The 19,969-nt window shown below is 71.5% G+C and carries 12 protein-coding genes, 1 tRNA gene, 1 other RNA gene, 1 pseudogene and 2 CRISPR repeat arrays (1 of these 17 only partly in view); of the genes and pseudogenes, 6 read left to right on the top strand and 9 right to left on the bottom strand.

Translation table 11 applies throughout. The features are described from left to right. Positions 1-81 precede the first annotated feature (81 nt). From CFRA_RS11790 to CFRA_RS00990, 3 genes and pseudogenes are all read left to right on the top strand, one after another. A pseudogene (locus CFRA_RS11790) lies at positions 82-1,056 on the top strand (exonuclease domain-containing protein); the annotation flags it as partial. 125 nt (positions 1,057-1,181) lie between these two features. After that, positions 1,182-2,642: a Mur ligase family protein gene (locus tag CFRA_RS00995; RefSeq protein ID WP_083666749.1), complete on the top strand. Its 1,461-nt coding sequence runs from the start codon at positions 1,182-1,184 to the stop codon at positions 2,640-2,642. Then, entirely contained in the window at positions 2,639-3,418 is a 780-nt protein-coding gene (locus CFRA_RS00990) for a type 1 glutamine amidotransferase (protein WP_075663076.1), read from the top strand. The genes CFRA_RS00995 and CFRA_RS00990 overlap by 4 nt, the downstream gene beginning before the upstream one ends. Before the next feature lie 136 nt (positions 3,419-3,554). Here the strand turns inward: CFRA_RS00990 and recR are convergent, their stop codons facing one another. The 6 genes from recR to ffs form a co-directional block, all read right to left on the bottom strand. Further along, on the bottom strand, positions 3,555-4,211 hold the full coding sequence (gene recR, locus CFRA_RS00985) for a recombination mediator RecR (RefSeq protein WP_075663075.1): 657 nt from the start codon (positions 4,209-4,211) through the stop codon (positions 3,555-3,557). A gap of 123 nt (positions 4,212-4,334) precedes the next feature. Beyond that, complete coding sequence (locus CFRA_RS00980; RefSeq protein WP_075664777.1) at positions 4,335-4,649, bottom strand: YbaB/EbfC family nucleoid-associated protein; 315 nt, start codon at positions 4,647-4,649, stop codon at positions 4,335-4,337. Between the two features lie 155 nt (positions 4,650-4,804). Further along, positions 4,805-8,284, bottom strand: coding sequence for a DNA polymerase III subunit gamma and tau (locus CFRA_RS11785; RefSeq protein WP_075663074.1), 3,480 nt, complete (start codon positions 8,282-8,284; stop codon positions 4,805-4,807). Between the two features lie 9 nt (positions 8,285-8,293). Next, positions 8,294-8,914 (bottom strand): suppressor of fused domain protein, encoded by a 621-nt coding sequence (locus CFRA_RS00970; RefSeq protein ID WP_075663073.1) that lies wholly within the window; start codon positions 8,912-8,914, stop codon positions 8,294-8,296. Positions 8,915-8,958: 44 nt separating this feature from the next. Continuing rightward, positions 8,959-10,230 carry an aspartate aminotransferase type Ic gene (locus CFRA_RS00965; RefSeq protein WP_075663072.1) on the bottom strand — a complete coding sequence of 424 codons (1,272 nt, stop codon included), beginning with the start codon at positions 10,228-10,230 and terminating at the stop codon, positions 8,959-8,961. Between the two features lie 347 nt (positions 10,231-10,577). Then, an RNA gene (gene ffs / locus CFRA_RS00960) (signal recognition particle sRNA small type) lies at positions 10,578-10,672 on the bottom strand. A 124-nt stretch (positions 10,673-10,796) separates the two neighbouring features. On the opposite strand from ffs, the gene CFRA_RS00955 reads away from it, so the two are divergent. Beyond that, positions 10,797-10,883, top strand: a tRNA-Ser gene (locus CFRA_RS00955). Between the two features lie 401 nt (positions 10,884-11,284). On the opposite strand, the gene CFRA_RS00950 is transcribed toward CFRA_RS00955, so the two are convergent. Then, positions 11,285-11,965, bottom strand: a complete 681-nt coding sequence (locus CFRA_RS00950; RefSeq protein ID WP_075663071.1) for a YczE/YyaS/YitT family protein — start codon at positions 11,963-11,965, stop codon at positions 11,285-11,287. 60 nt (positions 11,966-12,025) lie between these two features. After that, positions 12,026-12,712, bottom strand: coding sequence for a YczE/YyaS/YitT family protein (locus CFRA_RS00945; protein ID WP_075663070.1), 687 nt, complete (start codon positions 12,710-12,712; stop codon positions 12,026-12,028). 138 nt (positions 12,713-12,850) lie between these two features. On the opposite strand from CFRA_RS00945, the gene fmdA reads away from it, so the two are divergent. Further along, entirely contained in the window at positions 12,851-14,245 is a 1,395-nt protein-coding gene (gene fmdA / locus CFRA_RS00940; RefSeq protein WP_075663069.1) for a formamidase, read from the top strand. On the opposite strand, the gene gluQRS is transcribed toward fmdA, so the two are convergent. After that, a complete protein-coding gene (gene gluQRS / locus CFRA_RS00935; RefSeq protein WP_075663068.1) occupies positions 14,242-15,189 on the bottom strand; it encodes a tRNA glutamyl-Q(34) synthetase GluQRS in 948 nt (315 codons plus the stop codon). The two genes, fmdA and gluQRS, sit on opposite strands and share 4 nt — an antisense overlap. A gap of 40 nt (positions 15,190-15,229) precedes the next feature. Here gluQRS and CFRA_RS00930 point away from each other — a divergent pair, with 40 nt between their 5' ends. Continuing rightward, positions 15,230-16,000 carry a queuosine precursor transporter gene (locus CFRA_RS00930; protein ID WP_083666747.1) on the top strand — a complete coding sequence of 257 codons (771 nt, stop codon included), beginning with the start codon at positions 15,230-15,232 and terminating at the stop codon, positions 15,998-16,000. A 26-nt stretch (positions 16,001-16,026) separates the two neighbouring features. Then, positions 16,027-17,701: direct repeats of the CRISPR family, unit length 28 nt; unit sequence GGCTCATCCCCGCTGGCGCGGGGAAGAC. Between the two features lie 92 nt (positions 17,702-17,793). After that, a CRISPR array of direct repeats spans positions 17,794-19,969; the repeat unit is 28 nt; unit sequence GGCTCATCCCCGCTGGCGCGGGGAAGAC; it runs 966 nt beyond the window's last position.

The raw sequence follows: 19,969 nt of genomic DNA, 5'->3' as shown, positions 1-19,969 counted from the left end.
GGCAACCACAGCGGCAACCACGGCGGCAACCAGAACGACCGCGACCGCAGCCGCGAGCAGCGTCCCGCCCCGCAGCCGGACGAGGAGCGCCCCTGGGTCGTCGTCACGCTGCAGGGCACGGGCATCCACCCGGCCACCAGCCGCGTGGTGGCGGTCGACGCCGTCGTCTTCGACGCCGAGGGCGAGCCGGTGGAGAAGTTCCACGAGGTCATCGACCCCGGCGAGCGCACCGACCCGGGCCCCGTGCACCAGCACGGGCTGACCCACGAGGAGATCCGGGCGGGCCGGCGCTTCTCGCAGGTGCTCAAGAAGCTCGACCGGCTCATCGACAACCGCACGCTCATCGTGCACGATGCCCCGCTGGCCTGGGGCTGGCTCGTTTCCGAGTCGCGGCGCGCCATGAACGCCGCCGCGCGCGCCAACCGTTCGCGCCGCCGCGGCCGCTCCGGCTCGCGCGGCCGGCGCAAGAAGGTCGGCCACGTGCCGCGCCCGCTGGCGATCGTCGACACCCTGGCCGCCGCGCACCGCGCCGGCACCGACATCGTCGACGCCCGCCCCGGCGCCGTCGCCCGCGCGATGGGCCTGGACGCCCCGCGCGCCGACGCGACCGTCGCGCGCGCCCGGCGCACCGAGGCCGACACCTCGCGCGAGCAGACGATGATCGTCGCGCGCATGGCCCGCCACCTCGCCGGGAACGGCGGGGTGGGCCGGAAGTACACGCCCGAGGAGCTGCGCGCCGACAAGCTCGGCCTGCAGCGCTCCCACGAGCGTGTCGACGCCGCCGAGGCGCCGCGCCCGGTGCCCAACCCCGGCGTCTACACCCCGGAGCGCGGCCTCGAGCCGGGCATGGAGATCGTGGTCACCGACGAGATCACCCGCGAGCCCGACGAGATCATCGACGCCCTGATGCGCGCCGGCCTGGCCTACACCGAGAAGCTGACCCGCCAGTCCTCGGCGGTGGTGTGCAACCGCACCGAGGACCTGCGTGGCAAGGCCATGCACGCCCACCGCAAGAACATCCCGATCCTCACCGACGAGGAGTTCCTCGCCGCCGTCGCACGCGCCGAGGGCGCGCAGACGCAGCCCGTGGCGGCAGGCGCGGGCGTCGGCAAGCAGGGCGGGGAATCCGACGCCGCGGCGGACGATGAGGCGGGCGCGGGGGCCGACTAGGCTTGACGCCCATGAGCGACGAGAACGAACCGTCGCGGCGCCCCCTGTGGCGCCGCCTGCGCACCCGAGCCGCAACCACCTCGGCGCGCCTGGCCACCACCGCCTCGCGCATGACCGGCCGCGGCGCCGGCGGCATGATCGGCGGGCTGGTCGCCCAGGCCATCGACCCGACGATCATGGCCCAGCTCGGCGACGGGCGGCCCTGCGCGCTGGTGACCGGCACGAACGGCAAGTCGACGACGACGAGGATGCTGGCCGCGGCGACGCGCACCGTCCACGACGTGGCCACCAACGACGGCGGCGACAACATGGACGCCGGCATCATCTCCGCGCTGCTGGCAGGCAAGGACGCCTCGCACATCGTGCTCGAGGTCGACGAGCTGCACGTGCCGCGCGTGGCCGAGCGCCTGCACCCCGAGGTGCTGGTGCTGCTCAACCTCTCGCGCGACCAGCTCGACCGCGTCGGTGAGATCAACACCATCGAGCGCCGCCTGCGCGAGTGCGTCAACGCCCACCCCGACATGCTGGTGGTGGCCAACTGCGACGACGTGCTGATGACCTCGGTCGCCTACGACCACGAGAAGACCGTGTGGGTCGCCGCCGGCGGCGGCTGGCTCGGCGACTCGGTGTCCTGCCCGCGCACGGGCGGCCACATCGTGCGCGAGGGCGCCGACTGGTACGCGGTCAAGCCGCTTGCCGACGGTCGCGTCTTCCGGCGCCCGGAGCCCGACTGGACCGTGGACGATGCCGGCGTGCACGCCCCCGAGGGCGAGCGGGAGCTGGCGCTGAAGCTGCCCGGCCGGGCCAACCGCGGCAACGCCGCGCAGGCGGTCTGTGCGGCCGTGCGCGGCTTCGACGTGCCCTTCGGGCGCGCGGTGCGCGCCGCCGAGCAGGTCGACGACGTCGCGGGGCGCTACTCCACGGTGCAGCTCGGCGAGCGCTCCGTGCACCTGCTGCTGGCCAAGAACCCGGCCGGCTGGCAGGAGGCCCTGTCCATGGTGGACCGCACCGCCGACGGGCTGGTCATCGCGGTCAACGGGCAGGTCGCCGACGGCGAGGACCTCTCCTGGCTGTGGGACGTGAAGTTCGAGGACTTCGAGAACCTCTCGGTCAAGGCCGCCGGCGAGCGCGGCACGGACCTGGCGGTGCGCCTGATGTACGCCGGGATCGACCACGACCTGGTGCCGGACCCGCTGGACGCGATCCGCGCCTGCCCGCCCGGGCGGGTCGAGGTGCTGGCCAACTACACCGCGTTCCGCGACCTGAAGAAGGCGCTCAACCGCGCGGTGGCCGGGCACGACGACGAGGACGCGGCCGGAGCCGGCGAAGGTGCCGGCTCTGCCGGTGCCGCCGGTGCCAGCAGTGGCGCCGGTGCCGCCGGAGTCGGCGAGGGCGCCGGCTCCGCCGCGGAAGGTGCGGACGGCGCCGCCGACGAGGCCGCCGCAACGAAGGACGAGGAGGCCGGGAAGTGAACCGCGAACCGCTTGCGATCGGGCTGGTGCTGCCCGACGTTCTGGGCACCTACGGCGACGACGGCAACGCTCTGGTGCTGCGCCAGCGCGCCCGGATGCGCGACATCCCGGCGGAGATCCACCGGATCACCCTCGGCGAGCCCGTGCCGGAGTCGCTGGACGTCTACACCATCGGCGGCGGCGAGGACACCGCGCAGATCCTGGCCGCCGAACACCTGATCGCCGACGGCGGCCTGTCGCGCGCGGCGGCGGCCGGGCGGCCGATGATCGCCATCTGCGCCGGCCTGCAGGTCCTCGGCGAGAGCTTCCGGGTCGGCGACCGCGTGGTCGACGGCGTGGGGCTCATCGACGCCACCACGGCCGCGATGGCCGAGCGCGCCATCGGCGAGCTGGCCTCCACCCCGACCGGGGCGGGCGCCTCGGCCGGGCTGACCGAGCCGCTGACCGGCTTCGAGAACCACCTGGGGGCCACGATCCTGGGCCCGGACGCGCAGCCGCTGGGCAAGGTCACCCACGGCAACGGCAACGCGGACGAGACGGCCGCGCAGACCGCGGCGTCCGAGGGCCGCGGCGACGGCACCCAGACCGGTGTCGACGGCGCCGTGCAGGGCAGCGTGATCGCCACCTACATGCACGGCCCGGTGCTGGCGCGTAACCCGCAGCTGGCCGACCTGCTGCTGGCCCAGGCGATGGGCATCGCGCCCGCGGAGCTCGAGCCGCTGGAGATCCCGGTCATCGACCGGCTACGCATGGAGCGCCTGGCCCGCCGGCACTGAGACGGTCCCCGGTAAACCGAATCCCCGCACCCTCCCTCCCGGAGGTGCGGGGATTCGTCTGTGTCCGGCACGCAACGGCACGGTGCGCCACGGCATGGTGCGCCGCGGCGGCCGCCACGCGGCCCAGACGGGGCGGTCAGACCGTCAGGCGCCCCGACAGCGCGCGCGAGAGCGTCAGCTCGTCGACGAACTCGAGGTCGCCGCCCAGCGGCATGCCCGAGGCCAGCTTGGAGATCTTCAGCCCCGGGAAGTCGCGCAACAGGCGCACCAGGTAGGAGGCCGTGGCCTCGCCCTCGGTGTTCGGGTCGGTGGCCAGGATGACCTCGGAGACCTCCGGGGTGTCCTCGTAGGCGGGCGCCTCCGGGGTCGACTCCGCGGTCTCGCGGTCCGGCAGCACCCCGCCGATGCGCTGCAGCAGCTGCGAGATGTTCAGCTCGCGCGGGCCGACGTTGGCCAGCGGGTCGAGCGCCCCGCCGAGCACGTGGTAGCGCCCCTCGTACTCGCCGGTGCGCTCGATGACCTGGATGTCCTTGGGCTCCTCGACCACGCAGATCACGGAGGCGTCGCGGGTCGAGTCCGCGCAGATGCGGCAGACGTCGTCGGCGGAGATGTTGCAGCAGATCCGGCAGAAGCTGACGCCGTCGCGGACCGCCGTGAGCGCGGTGGTCAGCCGGCTGATGTCCTCCGGCTCGACGCGCAGCAGGTGGAAGGCGATGCGCTGCGCGGACTTCGGGCCCACCCCGGGCAGCCGCGACAGCTCGTCGATGAGGTCCTGCAAGGGTCCTTCAAACACGGGCGATCCTCTCCTTCCTCCGGAACCACACAAGTGTAATGCGCCGGGACGGCGCAGCAGGAAGCCCCCGCCCACGGCGCGGCACGCGCGCGGACGGGGGCCGACGGGACGTCGGCAATCTCTCTAGCCGAACAGGCCGCTGGCGCCCTCCGGGCCGGAGCTCGGGGTCAGCGGGCCGAGCTTCTCCTGGGCCAGCTTGCCGATCTTGTCGTGGCCGTCGGCGAAGGCGCCCTGGACGAGGTCCTGCAGGGTCTCGACGTCCTCGGGGTCGACGACCTTCGGGTCGATCTTGACGCCGCGGACCTCGCCGCCGCCGGTGAGCGTGATCTCCACGAGGCCGTTGCCCGCCGAGCCGACGAGCTCGGTGGCGAGAATCTCCTGCTGGGCGGCCTGGAGCTGCTGCTGCATCTCCTGGGCCTGCTGCAGGATCGCCTGCATGTCCGGGGTCCCCTGGTTGGACTGGTCCTGCGGGGTGGGCTGGTTCACGGTCGCGCCTTCCTGGCTCGGGTTCATCGTGTCTTTGACGGGCACAGTCTACCGTCCACCCGGCGCGCCCGCGCCACCCCCTGCGGGGGTGCACGGGCGCCCGGCGGTCACATCGGCTTGGCGCCGAGCTCCCTGCTGAGCAGCTCCTTCGCCAGCGTCATCGCGTCGCGACGGTCCAGGTTGCCCGGCTGCAGCGACGCCTCGCGCATCATGTCCTCTTCCTCGGCGCGCTGGTCGTAGGGCGCGGGCGGGGCGCCGCCGGGCCCGCCGGGTCCGCCGGGTCCGCCGGGGCCGCCGTAGTCCATGGGGTCCGGCGGCGGGGGCACGTCATCGTCCATCGGCTCGGGCGGCGGCGGGACGTCGCGGTACCCGCCGCCACCGCCGAAGCGCCGGCCCGGCGCGGGGCGGCCACGGCCGTTGCCGGCGTGCGGCACGCGCAGCTTGCGCCCGCCGCGCAGAGAGATCACGCGCGTCTCGGAGTCGTCGCCCCCGCTTGCCGACGTCCCGTTGCCCGCCGTCGGCGCCCCGTTCGACGTCGGCGCGGGGCCGGGCACGCTGCGCGTGCCCGGGGCGGCGTCGGCGCCCGGTGTTGTGGGGGCTCCGGGAGCGGTCTGGGCCCCCTGGGGGTTCTGCGGGTTCCGGGGGTTCTGACCGTTGTGCGGCGCGTCCGCGTTCGGGGTGGGCTGAGTGGACGCGGTGGGCTGGGCGGTCGGGCCCGGCCGGCCCGCCTGGTTCGGCCGGTCGGCCTGATCGGCAGGCTGCGCGGCGGCCTCCTGCCGGCCGGGCGCGGGCGTCGGCCGGGTGTCCTGCGCGGGTGCGTCCTGGCTCTGGGCGCCCGCCGACGCGGCGCCCGCGACGTGGCCGCCGGGGGTCTCGTCGCTGCCGCCGAGCGCCGCCGGCTCGCCCCACACCGGGGCGGCCGGGTGGTTCTGCTGCGGCTGCTGCGGGGCCCGCTGCTGCGGGGCCTGCTGCTGCGGCTGTCGGTGCTGCTGCTGATGCTCGGCGGACCGCTCGGCCTGGGGCGCGGGCTGCTGCTCGGCCTCGGGCTGCGCGGGGCCCTCCTCGGGCTCCGACTGCGGCTGCTCCTGGGGTTGCTCGGACGGCTCGGACTGCTCGTTCTGCTCAGACTGCCGTTCCCGGGCAGACTGCTCCTGCCCGGGCTGCGGTTCCTGTCGTTCAGCGGCCGGGGCCGCCCCAGGTTCGCCGCTCTCCGCGGAGTCGTCCTCGTGGGTGCCCTCGGACGAAGGGGCCTGGTGCTCGCGCGTCGTCGCCTGCGGCTGCCACGCGGGCTGCGGGGTCGCCGGCGCGGTGAACCCGGCGGCGACCGGGTCGGTGCCCACCTGGCACTGGACGGCCAGCGGACGGCCGAACTCCTCGGTGAAGGCCGCGGCGATGTCCTTGTTGTTGCTCTCGGCGTTCACACGCGAGGCCAGCGCCCCGGTGTTGTGGCCGAGGTAGACCGTGCCCTCACGCACGCCGAGGACGGTGGCCTCGGTGAGCATGATCTGGGCGATGTGGTTGCGCTTGCCCACGTCGTGGCGGACCTGGCCCCACCGGCGGCGGACCGCCTCGGTGAGCTCCTCGTCCGAGACATCCTCGCCCGGTGCTTCGCCGTCAGGCTGGGCGGCGGGCTCCGTCGCGGCCGGGGCAGCGGCAGACTCCGCCTGCTCATCCGAGCCAGCCGGTGCGGCGTCCTGAGATTCCGGGGCCTCTTCGACCGGCTCAGCGGCGGCCGGGGCCTCCGGTGCCTGCTCAGCGGCGGCCTGGCGCTCCGGCTCGGCCGCCGGCTGGGCCTCCGGCGCCGAATCGGAGCCCTGGGACTCCGGCGCCTGCTCAGCGTCAGGCTGGGCCTGCGGGGAGGACTCGGGCGCCTCGGCGGATTCCTGAGATTCCGCGGCCCGGGGCTCGCCGGCAGACGGGGCATCGGAGCGCGGCGTCTGCGACTGCACGGAAGCCTGCTGCGGCTGCGCTTGCACAGAGGCCTGCTGCGGCTGCGCTTGCACAGAGGCCTGCGGCTCCTGCGACTGGGCAGCCTGCTGCTCCTGCGGTGCGGCCGGAGTCTGCTGGTCCTGCGTGGAAGCCTGCTGAGGCTCCTCCTGCGCGGGAGCCTGCTGCCCCTGCGGCACCGGCTGAGACTGCCGCGGCGCAATCTGCTGCTCCTGCTGCCCAGCCGGGGCCTGCTGCTGCGGCTGCTGGGCCTGCGAGGGCACCCGGCGCTGCGGGACCTCCGGGCGCTCGGGACGCTCGGAGCGGTCCTGGGAGCGCGCGGCCTGGGCACGCGCGATGGCCTCGCGGGCCGCCTGGGATCCGCGGCTGCCGCGCACCGGCGCCTGGCTCGTGGACCCGCCCGCGGAGTCGTGCGGGGCGTAGCCCGGGTTGTGCCCGCCGGGCTGACCGACGCCGGCGCCCGCGCCCGCACCCGCACCGGACTGGCCGGCACCGGAACCCGCGGCGGAGCCCGGCGCGGCGATTCCGTGCCCCTGCCCCGCGGACTGCGCGGTGATCATCAGGTGCGCCAACAGGATCTCCAGGAGCAGGCGCGGCGAAGTCGCCCCGCGCATCTCCGGCATCCGCTCGTTGACCTGGTCCGCGAGCTGCGCGATCCCGGCCGGGCTGAACATCCCCGCCTGGGCACTGAGCACCTCCGCGCGCCCCGCGGGCGCCTCCACCAGACCCATGTCGAAGGCCTCGGGCACCGTCTGGATGACCATCAGGTCGCGCATCCGGTCCAGCAGGTCCACCACGAAGCGGCGCGGCTCGATGCCGCTCTCGATGACGTCGTCGACCGTCGAGAACAACCGCGCGCCGTCGGCGGAGGCCAGGGCCTCCACGGTGGCGTCGAGCAGCGAGAAGTCCGTCAGGCCCAGCAGCGGCTGCGCCTTCTCGTAGGTGACGTGGCCGTCGCCCGAGCCGCCGATGAGCTGGTCCATGATCGACAGCGAGTCACGCGGGCTGCCGCCGCCGGCCTGGATGACCAGCGGGTAGACCGCGTCCTCGACCGTCACGCCCTCGGCGGCGGTGACCTTCTGCAGCAGCCCGCGCATCGCCTGCGGGGTCAGCAGCCGGAACGGGTAGTTGTGCGTGCGCGAGCGGATGGTGCCGATGACCTTTTCCGGCTCCGTCGTCGCGAAGATGAAGATCAGGTGCTCCGGCGGCTCCTCGACCACCTTGAGCAGCGCGTTGGCGCCCGCCCCGGAGATCATGTGGCACTCGTCGATGATGTAGACGCGGTAGCGCGACTCCGCCGGGGCGAACATCGCGCGCTCGCGCAGTTCGCGCATGTCCTCGACGCTGCCCTGGCTGGCCGCGTCCAGCTCCGTGACATCGAGGTTGCCGGGCCCGCCCGGTGCCAGCGCGCGGCAGGACTCGCACTCCCCGCACGGCGTCGAGGTCGGCCCGTTGACGCAGTTCAGTGAGCGCGCCAGGATGCGCGCCGAGGACGTCTTTCCGCAGCCGCGCGGGCCGGAGAACAGGTACGCGTGGTTGATCCGGCCGCTGTCGAGCGCGGCGCTCAGCGGCTTGGTGACCTGGTCCTGGCCCACGACCTCTGCGAAGGTGGCGGGGCGGTACTTGCGGTAGAGCGACACGCGCCCAGCCTACCCAGCGGCCGGACCGCCGGCCGGGCGGGCCCAGTCCCCCGGATCCGCCCCGGTCAGGGCCAGCGCCTCGAGCAGGCGTTCCGGGCCGGCGGCCCGCGCCAGCTCCGCCTCGGCGTCGGTGACCATGACGACCTGCAGCACCGCGGTCAGCCGGCCCCGGGACGGGTCGGTGCCCTCGCCGTGGACGGTGCCGGGGGCCTCGTTGACCTGCGGGACCTGCCCGCCCCACACCGTCGGCGCGGCGAGCAGGCCGTGGCGCACGGTGGTCTCCCCCGCCAGCCCGGCGCGCGCGGCCAGGTCGTCGAGGACGGTGCCCGGCTGGGCGGGCAGGCCACCCTCGGCCAGCACCGCCGCAGCGGTGCCGACGACGCGCACGGCGGCCAGCGCGGCGTCGGAAATCGCGGCGGAACCCGCCACGGCCATCAGCTCGCAGCGCACGTCGACGCCCTGCTCGTCGGCGGCGGCCAGGCCGGTCTCGACGCGCGCGAAGTCGGTCGTGCACGCCACGGCGTGGCCCTCGGCCTCGACAAGGCCGACGCGGAAGTCGCCGCCGCGGGCGACCGTCAGGGGTGCCGGCAGGATGCCGTTGAGCCAGTCCAGGGTCTCGCGCGCGTCCATGCGCCTGCCTCTCCGCGCCGCGGGGCGCCGACGTTCTTCCGGGGTTACTTGTCCAGCTTCTCCAGGGCCGCGAGCAGCACGCAGGTGGCCACGCCGTTCATGGCCTCCTCGAGCTCGTCGACCGGCGGCAGCGAGGGCGCCAGGCGGATGTTGCGGTCGTTCGGGTCCTGGTGCAGCGGGAAGGAGGAGCCCGCGCCGGTCAGGGCGATGCCGGCGTTGCGGGCCAGCTCGACCACGCGGGCGGCCGTGCCGTCCATGACGTCCAGGGAGATGAAGTAGCCGCCGGTCGGCTCGGTCCAGGAGGCGACCTCGTACTCGCCGAGGCGGTCCTTGAGGATGTCGAGCACGGCCTTGAACTTCGGGGCCAGCGAGCCCGCGTGCTTGAGCATGATCTCGCGCACGCCCTCGGCGTCGCCGAAGTAGCGGGCGTGGGCCAGCTGGTTGACCTTGTTCGGGCCGATGCCGCGCACGGCGGCGTGCGAGGCGTACCAGGCGAGGTTCTCCGGGGAGGAGGCGAAGAAGGCCACGCCCGCGCCGGCGTGCGTGATCTTCGAGGTCGAGGCCATGAACCAGAAGCGGTTCGGGTTGCCGGCCTCCTCGGCGAAGCGGATGACGTTGTGGTTCTCGGGGAACTCGTCGGTCAGCGTGTGCACGGCGTAGGCGTTGTCCCACACGATGCGGAAGTCCGGCGCACCGGTCGGCATCTCGGCGAGCTGGCGGGCGACGTCCTCGGAGACGGTGACACCCGAGGGGTTGGCGAAGACCGGCACGAGCCACATGCCCTTGACCTCGGGGTCGCGGGCCAGCTCACGTACGGCGTCCATGTCCGGGCCGTCCTCGTTGAGCGGGACCGGGATCATCTCGATGCCGAAGTGCTCGGTGATGGTGAAGTGGCGGTCGTAGCCCGGCACCGGGCAGATCCACTTGACGTTCTCCTCGGCCGACCAGGGCCGCTCGGAGTCGTTGTTGCCGAAGGTCCACGACCAGCTGACCAGGTCGAACATGATGTTCAGGCTCGAGGAGTCCTCGGCGTAGATCAGCTCGACGGGCAGGCCCAGCAGGTCCGCCCAGATGGCGCGGATGTCCGGGATGCCCTTGAGGTTGCCGTAGTTGCGCACGTCCGAGCCGTCGGCGGCGGTGTACTCGCCGCGCCCCGGCAGGGCGAGCAGCTCGTCGGCGAAGTCCAGCTGCTCGGCCGACGGCTTGCCGCGGGTCAGATTCAGGTTGAGGTTCTTCGCCTTCAGGTCGTCGTACTCGGCGCGGACCTTCTCGGCGAGCTCCGTCAGCTTCTCGTCCGTCATGTCGGTGAGCGACATCGTCCCTCAGATTCCTTCCCCGCGCCGCGTGCGCACGCGGTTGTCGTGTCGGATCAGTTGTGTGGTTCTGCGTGTGGCACGCCACCTTGAGGCGGCGCGCGCTGCGCCCACACATCGTACAGCGGGTCCGACGGGGTGCACCCCTGCGCACCTGCGGGCCGGGTGTGCTTGACGACGTCGCGCGTGCCGGCCGTCTGCGGCCGCTCCCCGCGGCCGGTCGGGGCCGTCTCCTACGGCCCTGGTGGGCCGCTCCCTGCGGGCCGGGTGTGCTTGACGACGTCGCGCGTGCCGGCCGCCTGCGGCCGCTCCCGCACGTGGGTGGGCCGTTCCCCGGCGGCCCATAAAAAATAAGGGGACCCCGCGCACCCGGTAGAGCCCGTTGACCCTTGCTGCATTCCTGCCCTGGGGGAGTTCACGAGATACACGCCGCGCGAGATCCGGACCCCCACTCTAGCCGAGAACCGGAGAGAGGCCAAGACGCGGTGCGCGCCTGCTGATTTGGCCGTGGCGGTGGGCGCCGTGTACGATTTCTTCAGCACGACGGGGAACGCCCCGCCTGTGACGCTGGAGGATTCGACTAGCGGCCTATGTCACACGCTTGGAATGCGTGCGGGAGTGACCCTCCCACGTGGGTTCAAATCCCACATCCTCCGCAGCTGAAAGAGACCGCCGCCCGGGAGACCGGGTGGCGGTCTTTTTCTGTGCCCCGGCGATCCGTGGGCGGCCGCCCCCTCCCCCACGCCGGCACCCCCAACGCCGGACGCACGCGGCGGGGCACACGCGACAGCCGGAGACCCGAGACACCCGGCACACGCAATGGCCGAGGAAGAGCAGCGACGCCGCGCAGGCGCGCGGCGTCGTCAATTGAAGGGTTCTTGAAACGGCAATGGTGGGTTAACTCAACCCTGGAGAATCTCCTGGAGTGATTTCTTGGCCCTGTGCAGACGGACCTTCGTCGCCGAGACCGGCCGCTGCCCGACACGGTTGCACATGCCATGCGCTGAAACCCGCTGTTCCAGCGTCCGGCACATGCCTGCGCAGAATGGGCCGGCCGTCAGTAGCCGAAGTGCTTCTTCCGCAGACGCTCGGCGTCGAGGCGCTGGAATCCGCGCACCATCAGCCCGACGGTGAAGGCCGCGAAGACGGTGCCCTCGCGGGCGCCGACGACCTCACCGTTGAGGATCAGCGAGAGCACCACGGCCAGGCCCACCAGCGACCAGTCGAAGCACTGCTTGACGGTGCCGAAGTTCCAGTCGGTCGCACGCACGATCGCCGCGACGGCCCCCTCCCCCGGCACATAGAGGATGCCCGGGAGCACCTCGACGAAGACGCCGAAGGAAATGAGCACGTTGCCGACGATGATCAGGACCCACTTCTGCCAGTAGGCCTCCGGAGCGAGGAAGTCGGTCACCCCCAGCCAGACGTCACACATGGTGCCGAACACGAACGCGACCAGGAACTGCAGGTAGCCCAGCAGCGGAAAGCGACGGCGCAGCAGGATGATCTGGAAGACCACGAGCAGCGCGTTGAAGATGACCGTCCACTGGCCCACCGTCAGCTGCCACGCGGCCAGAGCGGCCGGCGTGGTCGAGATGGGCGTGGTTCCCAGGTCACCGTGCAGCGTCACCGCGATGCCCAGCGACATGATCGTCACGCCTACGAAGAAGATGATCCAGCGCGCAGGCAGGCTGAAGCGGTCCTCGGGCCGCGGGGGGAAGTGCTCGGGAGTGTCCATATGCGCAGGAACCCTACTCCCCCCCGGCCGGGACCGGGCAGTCGAATTCGCCGGGCGCGGTCAGTACCCGAAGTGCTTCCTGCGCAGGCGCTCCATGTCGAAGTGGTGGAAGACCCGCACGAGCGCGCCGACGGCGAAGGCGGCGAAGACGGTGCCCTCGCGCACGCCGACGATCTCCCCGTTGAGGATCAGGGAGAGCACGACGGCGATGATCACCAGGGACCAGTCGAAGCACTGCTTGACGATGCCGAAGTCCCAGCCGGTCACCGTCACGATCGCGGTGATGAGGCCCTCGCCGGGGACGTAGAGGAGCCCGGGGAGCACCTCGAGGAACACGCCGCAGGCGACGATGACCGTGCCGAGGATGACCAGCAACCACTTCTCCCAGTACGCCTCCGGGGCGACGAAGCCCGTCAGGTGCAACGCGAGGTCGCACAGCAGACCGAACACGATGGCGACACCGAACTGCAGGTAGCCCATGAGGGTGAACCGCCGGCGCAGCAGGACGACCTGGAGAACGACGAGGATGGCGTTGAAGATGATGGTCCACTGCCCCACCGTCATGCTCCACGCGGCCAACGCCGCGGGCGGGGTGGAGATCGGGGTCGTGCCCAGGTCAGCGTGCAGTGTCAGGGCGATACCGAGAGACATGACGGCCACGCCTGCGAGAAAGAGCAGCCACCGGACGGGCAGGGAGAAGCGGTCCTCTGGCCGCGGGACGAAATCAACAACATCTTCATTTTTCATACGACCATTGACCGTACTCCGAAGTTCACGTTATGACACAAGCTCCTGCGTACCCCGTGTCCTCCTGCCAGCCGGGCGCTCAAGAATCTCCGAGGGAAACGCAACCTGGAGTTAACCAGAACTCTTTATGGTTACACCATGGCTGACATCACATACACGCTCGACTCTTCACGTTCCTTCCCCGACCAGGACGTCGTGGGCCACAACCGGTGGCACCCCGAGATCCCCGCAATCGCGAACGTCCGCCCCGGCCAGACGGTCCGCGCGGACAGCCGCGAGTGGTTCGACGGCTTCGTCAAGAACAACGACTCCGCCGACGACATCCTGCACGTCCCGTTCACCAAGCCGCACCAGCTCTCCGGCCCGTTCCGCGTCGAAGGCGCCAAGCCGGGAGACCTGCTCGTCGTCGACATCCTCGACGTCGGTCCGCTCAGCGAGGCGGACAACCCCGGCGAGCTCGCCGGAGAGGGCTGGGGCTACACCGGCATCTTCGCCGGCAAACACGGCGGCAGCTTCCTCCACGAGTACTTCCCGGACGCCTACAAGGCGATCTGGGACTTCAAGGACAACAGGGCGACCTCCCGCCACATCCCGGGTGTCTCCTTCAACTCGGTTTGCCACCCGGGCCTGATGGGCACCGCCCCGAGCCCGGAGCTCCTTGCCCGCTGGAACAAGCGCGAGGCCACGCTGATCTCCAAGGACCCGTTCCGTACCCCGCCGCTGGCCGTCGCCCCGCAACCCATCGACGCCACCCTGGGCGCGGTACCTGAGGCCGACCGCGACCGCATCGCCCACGAGGCCGCCGTGACCGTCCCGCCGCGGGAGAACGGCAGCAACCTGGACATCAAGGACCTGACCAAGGGCTCACGGATCTTCTTCCCCGTGTTCGTCGACGGCGCCAACTTCAGCTTCGGCGACCTGCACTACTCCCAGGGCGACGGTGAGATCACCCTGTGCGGTGCGATCGAGATGAGCGGCTTCATGGAGTTCAGCGTCGACATCATCCCCGGCGGCATGGACACCTACAAGACCGGTCCGGCCCCGATCTTCGTGCCCGGCGAGCAGGCGCCGCGCTACACCGACTTCCTGACCTTCACGGGCATCTCGGTGACCAATGACGGCGAGCAGCGCTACTTCGACACGTTCCTGGCTTACCAGAACGCGGTGCTGCACTGCATCGACTACCTGACCACCTTCGGCTACTCCCGCGAGCAGGCGTTCCTGCTGCTCGGCGCGGCACCGATGGAGGCCCACTACTCGGCGGTGGTCGACTACCCCAACGCCTGTGCGACGCTGCACCTGCCAACGGACATCTTCGACTTCGACATCCGTCCCTCCACGGACGGGCCGACGCAGATCGACAACCCGACGCCCGCCCCGGTCGCCTCGGCGGCCGACCTGCCCGAGGAGGACATCGTGCGTTCAGTGCCGCAGGGCGACGACGAGCGCCTCGCGCTGATCAAGAAGCTCGCCGGCTCCGACGCCACGCTGCGCGCCACCACCCACGAGCCCTGGAAGCAGCACCACCACTAGGACTCGTCCGGCGTCCAGGTCCAGGGCTCGCGGGGCAGCTCTCCGAGGTCGAAGACCTCGGCCAGGCCCGCCAGCGAGTCCACGCCGGGGTGGCCCAGCGAGGCGCAGATCAGCCCGACGATCTCCGGGACCGTGCGCCCGGCGGCGCGCATCTCGCGCAGCGTGACCGCCCCGTCACGCTTGGCCAGCCGCTTGCCGTCCGGGCCCAGCACCAGCGGCACGTGCACGTACTCCACCTCCGGCAGGCCGAGCAGGTGCGCGAGATACGCCTGCCGCGGCGCCGAGGCCAGCAGATCGTCGCCGCGGACGACCTGGTCCACGCCCTGCCAGGCGTCGTCGACGACGACGGCCAGGTTGTAGGCCCAGTCCGGCTGCTGGCCGCCGCGGCGCAGCACCATGTCGTCGACCTCGCCGGTGTAGTCACCGGCCAGCGCATCGTGGACGCGCCAGGTCTCCGTGTCGGTGCGCAGCCGCAACGCGGGCGTGCGCCCCTCGGCGGCGAGTTCGGCGCGACGGGTGATGCGCGCGGCGTCGGAAATTGAACGGCACGTGCCCGGGTAGTGGCCGGGCACGACGTGCGGGGCGCGGGAGGCCTCGCGGATCTCGCGGCGGGAGCAGTAGCACTCGTAGACGCGGCCGGCGGCGCGCAGGCTCTCGAGGGCGGACCCGTAGGCGCCGAAGCGATCGTGCTGGTAGGCGACCTCGCCGTCCCAGTCGAGGCCGAGGGCGGCCAGATCCTCGAGCTGGCGCTCGGCGGACTCCAGCGAGGAGCGCTGCGTGTCGACGTCCTCGACGCGCATGAGGAAACGACGGCCCGTGGTGCGCGCGGCGGCCCAGGCGATCGCGGCGGTGCGCAGGTTGCCCAGGTGGAGGTCGCCGCTCGGCGAAGGGGCGTAGCGGCCGGCGGGCGCGGGGGCGTCGGCGGAGGTGCTCGGTTCAGCCATGATTGCCAGCCTAGGGCGCCCGCGTGGGAAGATGCGGGTCATGTCCAACACCGAATCCTCCCACGGGTCTGGGCGGCCCGTCGCCTCCGGTACCGCGGCCTCCGCGGACACCGGCGCGGCGGGCGCCCCCGACACCGTCCGCTTCATCCCCGTCCAACGCAGCTACTACCCCGTCATCGTCGCGGCGTTCGTTGCGATCTTCCTGATCTCCAACATCCTGGCGACCAAGGGCGTCGAGATCGGCCCGCTGGTCACCGACGGCGCGTTCTTCCTCTTTCCCGCCGCCTACGTGCTCGGCGACGTACTCAGCGAGGTCTACGGCTTCCGCGCGGCCCGGCGTGCGATCCTCACCGGCTTCGCCGTCGCCGCGCTGGCGGTCGTGTGCTTCTACGTGGCCATCTGGCTGCCGGCCGCGAGCTTCTACGAGAACCAGGACGAGTTCTCGCTGGTGCTCGGGTTGGTGCCGCAGATCGTGCTGGCCTCGCTGGCCGGTTACCTGGTCGGGCAGCTGCTGAACTCGTGGGTGCTGGTGCGCATGAAGCGCCGGCTGGGGCCCGCGAACATGTGGGCGCGGCTGATCGGCTCGACGGTGGTCGGCGAGTTCGCCGACACGCTGCTGTTCTGCCTGATCGCCGCACCGGTGATCGGGATCGCGACGGCCGGCGACGCGGTCAACTACGTGGTGGTCGGGTTCCTGTGGAAGACCCTGATCGAGGTCGTGGTGCTGCCGGTGACCTACGCGGTGATCCGGCACGTCAAGCGGCGCGAGGTCGAGTGGAACGGGGGCGGGGTCGCGGTCGACGCCGGGTAGGCCGGAGCGGTTTGGCGTCGCGGCCGAGCTCATCCCCGCTGGCGCGGCGAAAACTCCGGCTCCGGGTCCGGGTCTGCTTCCCACACAGGCTCATCCCCGCTGGCGCGGCGAAGACATCTGGTCCGCCCGCGAGTCGACGTGTAGCCCGGGCTCATCCCCGCTGGCGCGGGGAAGACCTTCGCGAGGTGCACCACGAGCTGACACACCGAGGCTCATCCCCGCTGGCGCGGGGAAAACTTTCAACCGGGCGTCATTCATTGGTTTGTCCCGGGCTCATCCCTGCTGGCGCGGGGAAGACCCGTGTGTCACTCCGAGTAGCGCCTCACTCGGGGGCTCATCCCCGCTGGCGCGGGGAAGACGAGGGATTGTCGGCGACCTTCTCGAAATGCTTCGGCTCATCCCCGCTGGCGCGGGGAAGACACCCCGTCGGGAGTGCACCAGCTGATCTGGACCGGCTCATCCCCGCTGGCGCGGGGAAGACGCGGGCCTCGAACTGCGCGGCCGCCACCCCGCGGGCTCATCCCCGCTGGCGCGGGGAAGACGTGTCCCTGCCCGAGGGTGGGTACGGGGGCCTGGGCTCATCCCCGCTGGCGCGGGGAAGACTTGAAAGGCACGCTGACGATGCCGCGGGCATCGGGCTCATCCCCGCTGGCGCGGGGAAGACAGGTGTGCCAGCCCGGCGCGCCAGTAGCGGGACGGCTCATCCCCGCTGACGCGGGGAAGACACCTTCTTCCTAGCCGCTAGGCGGCGGTGGTGGGGCTCATCCCCGCTGGCGCGGGGAAGACAAGTCCTCGACCTCACGGCCCTGGTCCCGCTGCGGCTCATCCCCGCTGGCGCGGGGAAGACGACCGGGGGTGGGGCGATCATGCGTGTATGAGCGGCTCATCCCCGCTGGCGCGGGGAAGACGTCGGGGCCTTTCTACCATCTGGGGCCGGTCGAGGCTCATCCCCGCTGGCGCGGGGAAGACCTTAAGCCGATCCCCGTCGACGCCGAGGTCGTGGGCTCATCCCCGCTGGCGCGGGGAAGACTATCAAGTCGCCGAGCCGCACGATCCTGTTGTGGGCTCATCCCCGCTGGCGCGGGGAAGACAGATCAAGGTCAACCCAGCCCGCGGTGTGAAGCGGCTCATCCCCGCTGGCGCGGGGAAGACGGTCGACGGCGTAGTGGGCGCTGGCTTGCCTGGAGCTCATCCCCGCTGGCGCGGGAAAGACAGCCCAGGCGATGCCCATGTGGGCGGCGAAGGCGGCTCATCCCCGCTGGCGCGGGGAAGACCGCATGGTCACCTTGTACGGCGATTCGACGGGGGGCTCATCCCCGCTGGCGCGGGGAAGACCTCCCGAGACAAGCGGGTGGGTGGGTAGGCCGGGGCTCATCCCCGCTGGCGCGGGGAAGACAAAAACGGCACCTCCGCGATGATCGCGCCCCACGGCTCATCCCCGCTGGCGCGGGGAAGACGCGGTGACGCCGCGGGCGGCGCGGGTGTTCATCGGCTCATCCCCGCTGGCGCGGGGAAGACTGATTCGGTACCGGTCGATGGCTGGGGTCGTGGGGCTCATCCCCGCTGGCGCGGGGAAGACGCCGAAGAATCCAGAACCGGTGTCGGCCAGTTCGGCTCATCCCCGCTGGCGCGGGGAAGACCTGTTGTCGGTGCATGCGCGTGAGCGGCAGGTGGGCTCATCCCCGCTGGCGCGGGGAAGACCCCGGTACGGCGCTGCCATGCCAGCCGGCGCCCGGCTCATCCCGCTGGCGCGGGGAAGACTCTTACCTGCACGGATTGACGCCTCTCCCCTACGGCTCATCCCCGCTGGCGCGGGGAAGACTGGTTTTGGTGGCTAAGGTTTCTGGTCGTTTGGGGCTCATCCCCGCTGGCGCGGGGAAGACTGGGGGTTTGAGCGTGATGAGTCGCGGTTTTGGGGCTCATCCCCGCTGGCGCGGGGAAGACCCCAGCCGGCCCGTTCTTCACCGTGAAGAAGGTGGCTCATCCCCGCTGGCGCGGGGAAGACGGGATCAGCCAGCCCGCCGGGGCGGAGTCCCAGGGCTCATCCCCGCTGGCGCGGGGAAGACATCCAGGCCGCCGCCCCGAAGAACTCGAAGAAGGGCTCATCCCCGCTGGCGCGGGGAAGACGAGTTCAAGTGGGGCCGGCTCACCGCCGTCACAGGCTCATCCCCGCTGGCGCGGGGAAGACTTCGCCCATTCCGGGTGTGTGTCTAGCCAATCCGGCTCATCCCCGCTGGCGCGGGGAAGACGGAAGGTTCGGGTGCGTATGGACCCGATGTGGTGGCTCATCCCCGCTGGCGCGGGGAAGACCGTAGACCTGCACCGCCACCGGGCACTCACGGGGGCTCATCCCCGCTGGCGCGGGGAAGACATCTCCTGGGCGAATTTCATGATGATGAAGATCGGCTCATCCCCGCTGGCGCGGGGAAGACTTCTCCGGCCTCGCCCTCGACGCCGGTGGCGCGGGCTCATCCCCGCTGGCGCGGGGAAGACGCCATCATCGGCGGGGCCTGGAAACTCGTCAACGGCTCATCCCCGCTGGCGCGGGGAAGACGGAGTGAAGATCACCGCGGCGGTGTGGCAGGACGGCTCATCCCCGCTGGCGCGGGGAAGACTGGACATTGTGGAGCGTGTGTTCCAGGCGCGGCGGCTCATCCCCGCTGGCGCGGGGAAGACCTGGCAGGAGGTGCGACCGTGACCGTCCTCGACGGCTCATCCCCGCTGGCGCGGGGAAGACATCAAGTCCGTCTGGAACTCGCTGCGCAGTGCGGGCTCATCCCCGCTGGCGCGGGGAAGACTTGACACGGTCTACAACAAGGGCATTAGGAAGGGGCTCATCCCCGCTGGCGCGGGGAAGACGTGTCGATCAGTGAGTCGACGAAGCAGGCGATGGGCTCATCCCCGCTGGCGCGGGGAAGACTACTCGCGGCCGGACGAAGAGCTGATCAACGTCGGCTCATCCCCGCTGGCGCGGGGAAGACAAGCCTGGTGCCGCACCGATCAGCGGTGGTGGGGGCTCATCCCCGCTGGCGCGGGGAAGACTTCTTCATCTCATCGGTCGTCACATCGAAGTGGGGCTCATCCCCGCTGGCGCGGGGAAGACCCCGGCACCATCACCGTGCGCCGCTCGTGGGTCGGCTCATCCCCGCTGGCGCGGGGAAGACTTCTTCATCTCATCGGTCGTCACATCGAAGTGGGGCTCATCCCCGCTGGCGCGGGGAAGACGATTTTGACGCCTCCGGCGAGAAGGTCGACGGGGGCTCATCCCCGCTGGCGCGGGGAAGACGTGTCGTTGGGTGCGTGTGTGGAGGCTGCTCGGGGCTCATCCCCGCTGGCGCGGGGAAGACTAACATCTTCGCCATGCGCGACCGCAACGCCGAGGGCTCATCCCCGCTGGCGCGGGGAAGACGCGCCTGCACCACTTATTAACCAGGTCTGCCAGGGCTCATCCCCGCTGGCGCGGGGAAGACGCGGCAGTTGGAGTTGAACCTGGGTGACATGGCGGCTCATCCCCGCTGGCGCGGGGAAGACATTTCCAGGCGACCGGTGAGGCTTGGCAGCTGCGGCTCATCCCCGCTGGCGCGGGGAAGACCTGTTGGACACCTCGATGCCGACGCTGCGGGCGGGCTCATCCCCGCTGGCGCGGGGAAGACAGGAACAGCGCGACCTCTACAACAACGATGATGGGCTCATCCCCGCTGGCGCGGGGAAGACAGGAACAGCGCGACCTCTACAACAACGATGATGGGCTCATCCCCGCTGGCGCGGGGAAGACGTCGTGCCGACATTTCGCGGCATGTCCAAGGAGGGCTCATCCCCGCTGGCGCGGGGAAGACCCGGCCAACTTCGTGAACAACTCGATGCCGGTCGGCTCATCCCCGCTGGCGCGGGGAAGACAGTCGTAGTGGGGGTCGTCGAGCGGGGCGAGGGGGCTCATCCCCGCTGGCGCGGGGAAGACCGCCGACCTCG

It is taken from the genome of Corynebacterium frankenforstense DSM 45800 (assembly GCF_001941485.1).
Classification (GTDB): Bacteria; Actinomycetota; Actinomycetes; order Mycobacteriales; family Mycobacteriaceae; genus Corynebacterium; species Corynebacterium frankenforstense.
The sequence above is the reverse complement of the archived record's forward strand: the minus strand, read 5'-3'. Positions and strand labels throughout refer to the sequence as shown.